Source organism: Occallatibacter sp., assembly GCF_036502485.1.
Lineage (GTDB): Bacteria > Acidobacteriota > Terriglobia > Terriglobales > Acidobacteriaceae > Telmatobacter.
In genome coordinates this window covers 1-12,662 of record NZ_DASXYM010000036.1, presented here as the reverse complement: position 1 = coordinate 12,662, position 12,662 = coordinate 1, and the positions used below count along the sequence as shown (strand labels likewise).

The 12,662-nt window shown below is 61.5% G+C and carries 9 protein-coding genes; 6 read left to right on the top strand and 3 right to left on the bottom strand.

The annotated features are described in order from the left end of the window. Nucleotides 1–304 precede the first annotated feature (304 nt). Nucleotides 305–1,867 carry an alpha-amylase family glycosyl hydrolase gene (locus VGL22_RS05730; protein ID WP_465265937.1) on the bottom strand — a complete coding sequence of 521 codons (1,563 nt, stop codon included), beginning with the start codon at nt 1,865–1,867 and terminating at the stop codon, nt 305–307. 52 nt (nt 1,868–1,919) lie between these two features. Here VGL22_RS05730 and VGL22_RS05725 point away from each other — a divergent pair, with 52 nt between their 5' ends. After that, nucleotides 1,920–3,581: an alpha-amylase family protein gene (locus VGL22_RS05725; protein WP_465265936.1), complete on the top strand. Its 1,662-nt coding sequence runs from the start codon at nt 1,920–1,922 to the stop codon at nt 3,579–3,581. 165 nt (nt 3,582–3,746) lie between these two features. Beyond that, nucleotides 3,747–4,202: a hypothetical protein gene (locus VGL22_RS05720; protein ID WP_465265935.1), complete on the top strand. Its 456-nt coding sequence runs from the start codon at nt 3,747–3,749 to the stop codon at nt 4,200–4,202. Between the two features lie 2 nt (nt 4,203–4,204). On the opposite strand, the gene VGL22_RS05715 is transcribed toward VGL22_RS05720, so the two are convergent. Continuing rightward, nucleotides 4,205–5,056, bottom strand: a complete 852-nt coding sequence (locus tag VGL22_RS05715; protein WP_465265934.1) for a hypothetical protein — start codon at nt 5,054–5,056, stop codon at nt 4,205–4,207. A gap of 363 nt (nt 5,057–5,419) precedes the next feature. Here VGL22_RS05715 and VGL22_RS05710 point away from each other — a divergent pair, with 363 nt between their 5' ends. After that, complete coding sequence (locus tag VGL22_RS05710; protein ID WP_465265933.1) at nt 5,420–5,827, top strand: bactofilin family protein; 408 nt, start codon at nt 5,420–5,422, stop codon at nt 5,825–5,827. Between the two features lie 57 nt (nt 5,828–5,884). Next, nucleotides 5,885–6,538 carry a methyltransferase domain-containing protein gene (locus VGL22_RS05705; RefSeq protein ID WP_465265932.1) on the top strand — a complete coding sequence of 218 codons (654 nt, stop codon included), beginning with the start codon at nt 5,885–5,887 and terminating at the stop codon, nt 6,536–6,538. 67 nt (nt 6,539–6,605) lie between these two features. Here VGL22_RS05705 and VGL22_RS05700 read toward each other — a convergent pair whose 3' ends face one another. Then, nucleotides 6,606–7,649: a radical SAM protein gene (locus tag VGL22_RS05700; RefSeq protein ID WP_465265931.1), complete on the bottom strand. Its 1,044-nt coding sequence runs from the start codon at nt 7,647–7,649 to the stop codon at nt 6,606–6,608. Between the two features lie 311 nt (nt 7,650–7,960). Here VGL22_RS05700 and VGL22_RS05695 point away from each other — a divergent pair, with 311 nt between their 5' ends. Beyond that, the gene (locus VGL22_RS05695; protein ID WP_465265930.1) at nt 7,961–11,749 is read left to right on the top strand and encodes a DUF2339 domain-containing protein; all 3,789 of its coding nucleotides are present in this window, start codon (nt 7,961–7,963) and stop codon (nt 11,747–11,749) included. After that, nucleotides 11,746–12,630, top strand: coding sequence for a M48 family metallopeptidase (locus VGL22_RS05690; RefSeq protein WP_465265929.1), 885 nt, complete (start codon nt 11,746–11,748; stop codon nt 12,628–12,630). The genes VGL22_RS05695 and VGL22_RS05690 overlap by 4 nt, the downstream gene beginning before the upstream one ends. Nucleotides 12,631–12,662 lie beyond the last annotated feature (32 nt).

Here is a 12,662-nt window from a genome sequence, read left to right as displayed (position 1 = left end):
GAAACGTAGCCACGCCGAAGCTCTCCGAAGTTTCTGGTCGGTCCAATACCTCGACGAGATAGGGCGGACTCCGTTGGAGTGCGAATATTGTGCGCAGCCGATCGACCCTCCAATGCCGATGGTCAGCTTGAAACCATTTTCTGCGGTCAACTCGGCAACGAAGGGCTCCCGCCTCCGGAACTCATCGAGCAGGTGGCGGAGTTCCTGCTCCTGATGAACGGTCGTTCCGTCGATTGGATGGTGTTGACCCTGAAGATTGTGAACCCTAAGCTGGATCACGTGCTGAGGAGTTTAGCACTGCTGGTTATCGACTCTCGATCATCAGGCCTTCACCGGATTTCAGGTCAGTCGAGCCACTGACGCGCTCCCCGTCGCGATCCATGCCGGTAGAGACCACAATGGAACCGGCGTCCACATCCGTGCGAACCGGCTCGTGGCCGAGATTCATCACGATCAGGAGAGCCTTGTCGCCGCTGCCGCGCAGGAAGCGCAGCACGTGGCCTTCGGCTTTCACGTCGGCAAGTGTGCCATTTGCCAGGGCTGGGTGTTTACGGCGCAGGCGCAGCAGCTTTCGATAGAGCGCGTAAATGGAAGTGGCGTCTTTCCTGAGTGCCTCTACATTGCATTGATCGTGTTCCGGGCCGAGCGGGAGCCACGGCTTTCCGGTGGTGAAGCCCGCGAGCGGCGAGCCGTCCCAAGGCATGGGTGTGCGTTCCGGGTCGCGGCCCATGCCGATACCGGGCTGATTCTTCTCGGCCGGGTCCTGCACGTCTTCGGGGGCGATCTTCACATCGCACATGCCGAGTTCTTCGCCGTAGTACATGGTGAGGGTTCCGGGAAGAGTGAACAGCAGCATGGCGGCGTTGCGCGCCTGATGCGCGCCGACGCGGGAGGCGATGCGCGGCTTGTCGTGATTGCCCAGGACCCAGTTGGGCCAGGCGCCGTCGGGCAGCGCGTCGTGATAGTCGGCGATCACCTGCGCAACATCCGGGGCGTTCCACGGGCATTGCAGGAGCTGGAAATTGAACGGCAGGTTGGCTCCGGTGAGGTCCTTGCCGTAGTAGCTCATGAGCTGCTGCACGGGCAGGTAGATTTCGCCGATCAGGACGCGGTCGCCGAACTCCTCAAGCACGCCGCGCATCTCCGCAACGAGACCGTGAATCTCCGGACGATCGGCGTCATAAATGGGCAGCAGACGTTCCTTGGAGCCCTGGCCGAGGTGATAACCGGGGTTGGGCGGATTGTCGCGGAATTGATCGTCCTTGATCATCAGCCACATCACATCCACGCGGAAGCCGTCCACGCCTTTGCGCAGCCAAAAGCGCAGAGCGTCGAACATGGCCGTCTTCACCGCGGGATTACGCCAGTTCAGGTCGGGCTGCTCTTTCAGGAACTCATGCAGGTAGTACTGCTGGGTCTTCTGGTCGAATTCCCACGCCGAACCGCCAAAGTGGCTGAGCCAGTTGTTGGGCTGGTCACGCCAGAGGTACCAATCGCGCTTGGGATTGTCGCGGGAGGAGCGGCTCTCAAGAAACCACGGGTGCTGATCGGAGGTGTGGTTGGGCACGAAATCGAGGATCATGCGCAGCCCGCGCTTGTGCACTTCTTCGAGCAGGCGATCGAAATCCTGCATGGTTCCAAAGATGGAATTGATTCCGCAATAGTCGGCAACGTCATAGCCGAAGTCGGCCATAGGCGAGGGGTAGATGGGCGAGATCCAGACGGTATCGATGCCGAGGTCAACAAGGTAGTCGAGCCGCTCGCGAATCCCATTCAAGTCGCCGATGCCGTCGCCGTTGCTGTCCTGAAAAGAACGTGGGTAAACCTCATATACAACAGCATCCTTCCACCACGATAAGTCCTGCATCCCAGTTAATACTCCCGGTTGGATTTTCAGGAAAGGGAAGCTCGCGCGCTCAATGATCAACGACCTCTGGTATAAGAACGCAATCGTCTACTGCCTTTCCGTCGCAACATACATGGATGCCAATGGAGACGGTATCGGTGACTTCCAGGGTTTGCTGGGGCGCCTGGATTATCTGCAAGGTATCGGCGTGACCGCGCTGTGGCTGATGCCGTTTCAGCCGTCGCCTTTCAAGGATGATGGATATGACGTGAGCGACTACTACAACGTCGATCCGCGGTATGGCACGCTGGGTGATTTCGTGGAGTTTGCGCGGGGTTGCAAGCAGCGGGGCATGCGGCTGCTGATCGATCTTGTGGTGAATCACACGTCTAACGAACATCCGTGGTTCAAGCAGGCTTGCGCAGATCCGGACTCGAAGTATCACGACTGGTACGTGTGGTCTAAGAAGAAACCCGCCGACGCCAATTCAGGCATGGTGTTTCCCGGCGTGCAGAAGACGACGTGGTCGTACGACAACGAGGCAAAGCAGTATTACTTTCACCGCTTCTATGATTTTCAGCCGGATCTTAATACTTCGAATCCGGAAGTACAGGCGGAGATCCTCAAAGTCATGGGTTTCTGGCTGCAGCTTGGAGTGGATGGCTTTCGCATGGACGCGGTGCCGTTTGTGATTGCGAAGAAGGGCGCCAATTTGAAGCGCGCAGCGGAGCAATACGACATGCTGCGCTCGTTCAGCGAATTTGTCTCGTGGCGGAAAGAGGGGGCGATCATTCTGGGCGAGGCGAATGTTCTGCCCAAGTCGGACCTGGAGTATTTCGGCAAGGCCGGCGAGCGGCTGCAGATGATGTTCAACTTCAATGTGAACCAGCATCTGTTTTATGCGTTGGCCGGGGCGGATTGCGGGCCGCTGCAGCAGTCGCTTGAGGCTACCAAGCCGCGTCCGTATGGCGCGCAATGGGGACAGTTTCTCCGCAATCACGATGAGCTCGACCTGGGCCGGCTTACCGAATCGCAGCGGCAGAAGGTGTTCGAAGTCCTGGGACCGGACAAGGATATGCAGCTCTATAACCGCGGCATACGGCGGCGGCTCGCGCCGATGCTGCAGGGCGATCGCCGGCGCATTGAGCTTGCTTACAGCCTGATGCTCACGCTGCCGGGTACGCCCGTGATTCGTTATGGCGACGAGATCGGCATGGGAGACGATCTTAGCCTTCCGGAGCGCAATTGCGCGCGCACGCCCATGCAGTGGTCGAGTGATTGCAACGGGGGATTTACTGCGAACCCCAAGCCGGTTCTGCCGGTGATCAGCGGGGGAGGGTATGGATATCAGTATGTCAACGTGGCGACCCAACGCCGCGACCCCAATTCTCTGCTCAACTGGATGGAGCGCATGATGCGCATGCGCAAGGAAGTGCCCGAAATCGGGTGGGGCGACTTCTTCTGCCTGCCGGTTGGAACGGACAAGGTTCTGGGCCTCTGTTACGAGTGGCGCAACAACTCGGTGATCATGCTGCACAACCTGGATGCCGAGCCGTACGAAGTTAAACTGGCGGCCAAGGCGAAATTCGGGCAAGTGAAACTGATCAATGTTCTGTCTGACGATCACAGCTCGCCCGACAAGAAGGGCGATCACTGCATTCTTCTGGAGCCATACGGATACCACTGGTATCGGGTGGGACCAGGTGAGGATCTGCTGAAGCGATCCGACACATAAAAGCTCGACAGACCGGCGGCGAGAGGCGGGGGCGGCCTGGGTCAGATCATCCGGGGATCACATTCCGGAATAAGGTCTCGCAATTGAAGCAAAAATCCGGCAAACTAGACGTAATCAGCCTGTTTTGCGGGACTCTGCCTCATGCTTACCAATCAGCGTACGGGAATGCGCTCTATCCGAGCCGCCCGGGAGACATTTGCAGCCGTTGCCCTGACCGGGCTGACGGTGGCCACCGCGTTTCGTTGCGTGGCGGGAATACCGGGGGCAATCGGGGGAGTGATCCTCACGGTGATGGCTCTGGCGATACTGTCGAGGTTCCGGGTGTGCTGGGACGACGAGAGCGTCACCATGCGAACGCCATTTTCGCTCAGGCGCCGCCGCTGGGCGAACATCTCCTCTTACAGTCTCGAACCCGAGCCGCGAGACATCTTCGAACTGGATCGGGAGTCATCGCGGCGCCGGTTTGCCTTTCTTGAGCCCTGCGGGCTGCGCCTTCACGGCCGCGAAGGCGAGTTGGCGTTGAACCTTAAGCCTTACTCCTGGCAGGACATACGTCATCTGCAGAATCGCGTGAGCACCGAGGTTCCGGTGCGGGATCGCGCTGGGGTGCTGGTCTCCTAAGGTCAGGGTCCGCCCGGTGGCGCGCTGCCGGAGCCAGAACGAAGCATGGCGATGGCCTGGCGGTAGTCGAGTGTCGGCGGAACCACGGTAAAGTGCGACTGGTCCTCAGTCGTTTCAAAGATCCTGGTGCGGATCAGCACGCGCGCGGACATGTTGATCTGGAAATGGACGACGCGCCAGACGCCTCCGCCAATGTCGGCATTATCGATGTTGATCCAGCCGCCCTTGTACAGCCGGCCCAGGACACCCCAGCCGAACTCCACATCATTTTGAAGGCTGCCCTGCAGATGGATTACCCGGACCTGGACGGGGTCGATCCAGATTTCGCCGGTCATCGCCGTCAGCACCTCGGTTTCGAGATCGGGCGCGGTGAAGGCGGGGTTAGGGCTGAAGAGGTATCGTGCGACCGTGCCCGTGGGCGCCTGGATGGGACCGGCGTACTGGTACAGGAAGGCATTGGGCATGACGCGAAGCACCTTGGCGGCGCGTTGCAGGTCCTGCTCCTCCCCTTGTTTTCTGTGGTGCTGCTTGCCGGGATCGGCGAGGAGGTCGTCCAGGCGCTGGTGCTCCTTCGTGGCATCGACTTCGGCAACCGGGTGGTCGTTGACTGAGACGATCATGGCTACGGGGCCGTCGCGAGTTTCAATGATGTCTTTAGTGGTGATGAGCCGGGGGCTGGATTTGCGAGAGGTGTAGCGCATGGGATGGGAGGTGTCTTCGAGCCCGCTCAACTCCGCCGCGAAGGCGCGCTGCACCAACTCCATACCCTGCAGCGGGTGCACGGGGGCATTCTGGCCGCAGGCGGGCACAACCATCAACATCCAGAGCGGGACCAGCTTCAAAGTTGAGCGCACGCGTCCAAACCTGTTCGGCCTTTAAGACCGGCTTGATTCTGATTACAGCCGCCGGTTGTCTCGCGCCGCATACTGCAAGTGAGGCAACGCGCCTCCATGAACAACCTTACGGGGCGAAGCACAACTGGCTTTAGTATGACCGAGGAGCCTGATTCTGCATGTTTGACGTTCTCGGGACGCCTTACGATGCGAGGTTTGTTGTTGAATGGCTCCCTTGAGTATAGTTGCGGGCAGAGGCGGGGACACGGGACCTGTGGCCCCGGGCGGGTTTTGTGCGCGGGAATGCTGTGCGTCACAAGCTGCCCGCAAAGTACGGGGCTACACTGAGTTAAGATCACAGGCATCGCCCGGAAGGAAGCGAAGATGGTGGTTGAGAATGGTGCTGCGCGGATTGGAAAGTCGATTGTGATTCGCGGTGAAGTCAAAGGTGCAGAAGATCTTACGATTGATGGGCGGGTAGAAGGCACCGTTCATCTGGCTGAGAACCGGCTGACGATTGGCCCCAATGCGGATGTGGCGGCCGACCTTACGGCGCGCGATGTCCTGGTGATGGGCAAGGTGCAGGGCAACATCACCGCGTCAGGCCGCGTGGAACTGCGGGCCGGCTGCCAGTTGATCGGAGATATCCGGGCGTCTCGTCTCGCCGTGGAAGACAATGCCGGCGTGCGCGGCAAGGTGGACCTGTCGCAGGCGACGAAGACAGGGGAAGCTGCCGGCGTTCAGGCGAGCTCAGCGCCCGCGGCAGCTCCGGTGACGGGCGGCGTTTCCTAGCAACAGATTGGACGCCGGCGGCTGCGCTACGTCCGCTGTCGGAAGAAGGTACCTGGGTTGATCAAGCGCTGGTTAGAAAAGAAGCAGAATGATTCAAAGTCCGGGTCTGCTCAGACCATGTCCGGGCCGCGGTACGCACGATATTCAGGCGCGTGGTCGACGCTGCGCAAACGCCTGCAGGCGGAGTCGGGTCTTCGGGTAATCGACGCGGGCGCTACGTCGCCGACGAATATCAATTACCTCACGTCGATCGGGCATTCCGTTTACATGGCGGATCTGGTCCATGATGCCTGGACGGGCGACTGGAAGAGGGGTGTGGACGAGGACGGCAACGATCAATGGGACGTTGACGGCTTTCTCGGTTCGACGCTGAACTTCTCGGGCAAGCAATTCGATGTTGTGCTTCTCTGGACAACTCTCGACTATCTTCCTGAGCCGCTGGTGATGCCGGTGGTTAACCGGCTGTATGAGTCGATGAATCAGGGCGGATCGGTGCTTGCGTTCTTCCACGCCAAGACACAGGGGCCGATGACGGAACATAGCCGGTTCCATGTGACTGCCACCGACGAGGTGGAAGTCCAATCGGGCGAGCCGTTCGCTATTAAGCGCGCCTTCACGAACCGGTCGATCGAACGGCTGTTCACGGGCTGGTCGGGGCATCGCCAGTTTCTGGCCAAAGATGCGTTGTCTGAAGTCATCATGACCCGCTGAGCTGCCGCGCTCGCGCCGGGTGGCCGGGTCCGGCCGGCATTCGCAGTTTCAGAGCGAGCTTTCTTCATCACGCGGAAAAGGGCAGTTGAGCCTGCATCCGGGTCTGGATCTGAACCAGTTCAGGCAGGCGGTTTTCGCGCGCCGGCGGCATGGGCTGGTGACGCCGGCCGAGCTTGTATTCGCGGCAGAGGGCATTGACCAGATCGGCGATCCGCTTACGGTATTCCGCTGAGACAAAGGCACTTGCGCCGTAACGGCGGCGGTACGCATCGAGCTGCCCCGGGAAGTGCTCCTCGACAAACTTGAAGAAGGTTGGCAGGGAGCAGGGCTGCAGGAAGAGCGGGTTTGCCGCGAAGAAAGATGCGCCCGCCCCGGCGGCGGCTTCAGCAACAGCGCCGATCGACTTTCGTGAATCGGTAATTCCCGGGATGATGGGCGAACAAAGAACTCCGGCGCGAATGCCCGCCTCTCGCAATCTGCGGACCACCCACATGCGCAGGTCAGGGCGGGGCGCGCGCGGCTCGAGGAGGCGCGCGAGTTCCGTATCCATCGTCGTCACGGTCAGGTGTACGGTGAGCGCGTGACGGCGTGAAATCTCCTTTAACAGATCGATGTCGCGCAGGATCAGCGTGGACTTGGTGACGATGCCGAGGGAGAATCCACTGGTCTTCGCGAACGCCTGCAGTATCGAGCGGGTGATGCGCTGGCGGCGTTCGATGGGCTGCCAGGGGTCAGTGGCCGTGCCTAAGGCGATCTCGGTGCCGGGTTTGAGGCGGGCCAGCTCACGGGCAGCCAGCCATCCGGCATTTTCCTTGAAGTAGATAATGCGCTCGAAGTCTTCAGGGGTAAGCTCCAGAAACTCATGGGCGTAACGGGCATAGCAGTAGCGGCAGGCGAACTCGCAGCCGCGGTAGGGATTGATGGCGTGGGTGAAAGGCAGGCCTCGCTTGGACTGCACCCTGGAAATGGCGGAACGGGTCTGGATCGGTCGGTACTGGGTGAGATGCCCCGTGGAATCGAGGGGCGCCGAGGCTGCGGAGCGGGCGAGCAGGTTGAGGCGCCTGGCGGGTTCCGCGGAAGGGAAGAGGGAAGCCGTAGAGTTTTTCGCCATATATTCGCCTTATAGTCTCATCCCGGCGCCTGCGTCAAGTGAACCCTGGAACGGCCAGGATGCCATGATCTGAGGCGCTGGCTTGAGGCTTCTGTTGTGTGGCCAATTGCGACAGGCCTGCTGCCGCGGGCTTACGCAAGGGGCCTGACCGAACCTGGCGGTATACTCCGTAAAACTCCTTTTTGAAGCGGCAGGTTCTCGCCCAGGGCAACAGGGCTGGTTCGCTCGGCACGTGAACCGCGAAAAATGCTGCAAGGAGGAGAAACCGGCGCGTTCCATCTGAAAGCAGCGGTTTTGCCGGAGAGGGAAGCATGGAACTACTCGTAGTGCTGATAGCCGGGTGTGTGCTCGCCATTCCGGTGATTGCGATTGTTGCCCTGGTAAAGACGAAATCCCTCCGCGAGCAACTGGAGCAGCAGGCATACCGGGTGTTGAAGCTGGAGGCGGAGCTCTCCGATGTGCGGCGTGAGGTGGCGAAGACGGCCGCGGCCCACGCGCGTGGGGAGCGGAGCGAGCAAGCGCCGGCGCCGGTGGCGGCGGTCCGCGTCGAGCAGACGCATGCGGCGGCCGATCCCGTGATCAGGACGGCTGACGTCCCGCACGACGTGAGGGTGACGGTGGATGGGTTTGTCTACTCACCGAAGAAGGTGGAGGGGATAGAAGAGAAGGCTGCTCCCCACGCCGAATTGGCCGGGGAGGCGCCACGGCCTGTCGTTCCCCCCATTGAAGAGATACCTGCGGCTGCTGTTCCGGTTGCAGCCGAGCCAGCCGCGACCCCCTTACCGCCGCTGCCGGATGCACGTCCTGAGCCGCGCAAATGGGAGACCCCTCCAGTACCCGTGCTGGCGGCGAAAGCCTCGAAAGAGCCCGCCCTTCCGCGTCGCACATGGCGCGAGCGGCTCGGCACTGCATTGCCTCTCGAAGAAGTGCTGGGCATGAACTTCTTCGCGAAGATTGGAATTACGCTGCTGGCGCTGGGTGTGGCGTTCTGGGGGCGGCTGGCGTTGGAGACGATGGCCCCTGCCGAGCGCGTGCTTATTCTCTATGGCGTGGCCGTGGGCATGCTGGGCGCGGGCGTATGGCTGGAGCGCAGGGAGCGCTATCGGCTGGTGGGGCGAATGGCAATCGGCGGCGGGTGGGCGCTGCTGTTCTTTACCACGTTTGCCCTGCACAACGTGGGCGCGATGACGGTGCTGGCGTCAAACACGCTGGATTGCGTGCTCATGCTGGCGGTTGCCGCGGGCATGGTGGCGCACACGCTCAAGTACGAGTCGCAACTGGTGACGGGCACGGCATTTTTGCTGGCCTTTTCTACTGTGGCGCTCAGCCAGGATACGGTGTACTCGCTGAGCGCGGGCGTGATTCTGGCGGTTGGGATCGCGGGTATCGCGCTGCGCATGGGTTGGTTCGAGCTGGAGATCTTCGGCATTGCCGCGAGCTACGGGAACCACTTCTACTGGCTCTACAAGCTGTACCCGGAAGGCATGGCGGGGCACGCGTTTCCGCAGTTCTTACCGAGCGCGATCATCCTGATGCTGTACTGGGCAGTGTTCCGCGGCTCCTATATTGCGCGCACGGTGCGCACGCCGCGCGAGGAGTCGCTGTCGACGGTCGCGGCTCTGCTGAATTCAATTGCGCTGCTGGCGGTGATGAAGTTCCAGTCGACGCATCCCGAGCTTGCGTTCTATGCGTTATTAGCGCTGGGCCTGGTGGAGTTTGGGCTGGGGCAATTGCCTGTGACCAGGAGGCGGCGGCCGGCGTTCGTCCTGCTGACAGTGCTCGGCACGATTCTGGTGTTTGCGTCGGTGCCTTTCAAATTCAGCGGGAACAACATTGCGCTGCTGTGGATGATTGCGGCGGAAGTGTTGCTGGTCGCCGGCATCACGCAGAAAGAGAAGCTGTTCCGGAGGCTGGGTCTGCTGGGCGGAGCAGTGACCGGCGCCCTGATTCTGTATGCCGCGCGCGGCATTGTCGAAACGCGGCTGACGTCGTCTCAGACCATGACGAAAGACGGGATTCTGCTGCTGGCGTGCAGCGTCCTGTTCTATGCAAACGCGCTGGGGCTGCGGCGAAGATGGCGGACGCTGTTCGAGGGAGTGGAGCAGCCGCTGGCTACGCTGCAGGGGTACCTCGGCGCGGCGACGGCGTTCCTGGGTACGTGGGCGCTGTTCACCGGCGACTGGACAGCGATAGCGTGGGCTGTGCTGCTGCTGGGGGCGGCGTGGGGCAAGCGGCGCCTTGAGGACAATCATCTCCTCGCGCAGGCCGCGGCCTTCGCCGCGGCGGTGGCGGCGGCCGGATTCGCACAGAACCTGCATATATTGGACCCGTTCCCCCGGCATCTGGCGACGCGCATCGCGACACTGCCGCTGATCGCCCTGGCGTTCTATGCAGCCGCGTGGCTGCTTAGAGGTTCGGAAGATCTGCGACTGCACCTGAAGCAGTTTTGTCTATGGGCCGGCACGGCTGCGCTGGCGGCCTTGGTGTGGATGGAAGTGAAGCCCACGTGGGTGACGCTGACGTGGGTTATTATGGCCGCGGCGTTGAGCCTTGTGGGCAGGCGCCTGCGGGTTGTGGAACTCGCGCTGCAGGAGCACCTGCTCGCGGTGCTTTCGACAGCAATGCTGTCAGCCATGAATCTGCAGGCAGCGACGGCACTGGAACGCTACGTTCCCATGGGCGGCGCGGCGGCAGTGCTCTACGCGATTTCGCGCTTCTGCACGCTGAAGGATGCGCCCTATGCGCGGGTGGCTGGTTGGGCGCATACCTGGGCGGCAACGGGGCTGCTGGCGGCGCTGGCATGGCACGAATCCCCGCAGCCGTGGCTGGCGGTGCTGTGGGCCGGATTCGCGCTGGTGCTGGCGCTGGCCGATCGGTGGTTCGGGATTGAAGAGCTTCCGTGGCAGGCGCATGTGCTGGCGGTGCTGGCGGTGGCGCGATGCGCGGCAGTCAACCTGGGAGAGACCGGCAAATGGCACAACGTTGATTTGCGGCTGTTAACGGTTGTGCCGGTGATTGCAGTGCTTTACGCGCTGGCACGGTGGGTGCGGATTCCGGAAAGCGGGACCGCGGCGCGCCATGTGTATACGTGGGCGGCTGCAGGCGTGTTTGGCTGGCTGTTGTGGGCGGAGTTGCAGCCGGTGGCAGTGGCAGTGGGCCTGGCGGTGCTGGGGCTGGCGCTGTTCGAGGCAGGCGACTGGCGCGATGCCAGGCAGTTGCGGCTGCAGGCATACGCGTTTTTCGCGACGAGCTTCGGACGAATCTTCTTTGTGAATCTCACCGCGGCTGCCGCGCCCGGCGAAATGCTGAGTCCTCGGGTGTACACCGTCGTGCCGCTTGCGCTGATCTACTTCTTCGTGTGGTCGCAAATGCAATCGAAGAAGACCGATGATGCCGGGGGCGGATGGTCGCCTGCGAATCTGATTTCGTATCTCGGAACGGCTTCAGTGGTGGCGCTGATCTACTTTGAGGCACGGCCGGAGTGGATTGTGGCGGCCTGGTCAGTGACGGCGCTTGCTCTTTTGTGTGTGAGCTTGTTGATGAAGAAGGAAGTGTTCCTCCACCAGGGAGAGTTGCTGGCGGCCGGTGTTGTGGTGCGCGCGCTGGCACACAACATTTATGGGGGGAGTTACTTCACGTCGACAGGGTGGAATGGAAGCATCGGCGTGCTGAGCGTGACCTCGGCGTTGATGCTGCTGGCGTTGCCCCCGGCTTTCCGCTTGCGGAAGATTTTCGAGGGTGAGGACGGGTTATCACAGGTTGTGACGGCCCTGCGGCATCCAGAGCAGGTTTTCTTCTTTGCGCCTTCGCTGATCATGGCGTTTGTGATTGCAGTCAAGTTGCATCCCGGTCTTGTGACGCTGGCCTGGGGTGTGGAGGGACTGCTGATGATCCTGCTGGGGCTGGCGACGAGCGAGCGCTCGTATCGGCTGGCGGGGCTCGGGCTGCTGTCATTGTGTGTGGGCAAGGTTGTGGCGCGAGACGCGTGGCGGCTGGAGCCTCGCGATCGCTGGATCACCTTCACGGTGCTGGGCGCGGCGCTCACGCTGGTTTCCACACTCTATGGCAGATTCCGTGACACGGTGAGGCGCCTGTTATGAAACGTGTCTTCGGGCTCGCGGTGGTGCTGCTGATTGCGGGAGCGGGCATGTATCTGGCTCAGCGCCGCAAGCAGGCGGATGCCGTCACAGCCAACGCGGTGGTCGATTTAGCCGCGGACTGGCAGCGCGATGCGAGCCGCATTCCCATGCACATGACGCGGATCTCCGATGCGGAGGAGGTGCGCATAGGCAATGAACTCGCGTCGCGGTATGCTGACCGCGATTTGGATGCGGAACAGAAGGCTACGGAGCAGTACGTGGAGAAGATTGGCGCGGCGCTGGCAGCGCATGCACAGCGGAAGCTGCCTTTCCATTTTCACCTGGTGCCCGATCGCGGGCTGGTGAATGCGTTTGCGCTGCCGGGCGGCCAGGTATTCATCGGACAGGGGCTGCTGGATCTTATGCGCAGCGAGGACGAAGTCGCGTTTGTGCTGGGGCACGAGGTTGAACACGTTGACCACTTCCACTCCATGGAACGGGTGCAGGTGGAGGCGCGGCTGCGCAAGGTGGATTTTGGCGCGCTGAGCGAGCTCGCGCAACTTCCCATCACCCTGTGGCAGACGGGTTACAGCAAGGATGAAGAGGCGGAGGCCGATCGCGAGGGGCTGCGGCTGGCGTGCGTCGCGGGGTACTCGCCCAGGGGAGCGCTGGACCTGCTGAATCGTTTGGTCAAGTTACGGCAGGATTTTGTGGTTCAGTCAAAGACCCCGACGGGCGAACTGAGCAGGCTGGCAGTGGAGGGGCTGGAAGGCTACTTCCGTTCGCATCCGCTTCCGTCAGAGCGCCTGACCCAGGCACAGGCGGTCATCGCGGAGGACCATCTGCCGCTGGATCGCACGCTCAGGCCGTTTCACGTGGAGTATGAGATTACTTCGCAGTAGGAAGTTTGCAGTTGAATGTAGTAACTCATTAG

Excerpts from the sequence above, each read along its gene's own strand:
- VGL22_RS05710 (WP_465265933.1), top strand. The coding sequence starts at position 5,420 with ATGGTGGTTGAGAATGGTGCTGCGCGGATTGGAAAGTCGATTGTGATT.
- VGL22_RS05695 (WP_465265930.1), top strand. The coding sequence starts at position 7,961 with ATGGAACTACTCGTAGTGCTGATAGCCGGGTGTGTGCTCGCCATTCCG.
- VGL22_RS05730 (WP_465265937.1), bottom strand. The coding sequence starts at position 1,867 with ATGCAGGACTTATCGTGGTGGAAGGATGCTGTTGTATATGAGGTTTAC.
- VGL22_RS05725 (WP_465265936.1), top strand. The coding sequence starts at position 1,920 with ATGATCAACGACCTCTGGTATAAGAACGCAATCGTCTACTGCCTTTCC.
- VGL22_RS05720 (WP_465265935.1), top strand. The coding sequence starts at position 3,747 with ATGCGCTCTATCCGAGCCGCCCGGGAGACATTTGCAGCCGTTGCCCTG.
- VGL22_RS05700 (WP_465265931.1), bottom strand. The coding sequence starts at position 7,649 with ATGGCGAAAAACTCTACGGCTTCCCTCTTCCCTTCCGCGGAACCCGCC.
- VGL22_RS05690 (WP_465265929.1), top strand. The coding sequence starts at position 11,746 with ATGAAACGTGTCTTCGGGCTCGCGGTGGTGCTGCTGATTGCGGGAGCG.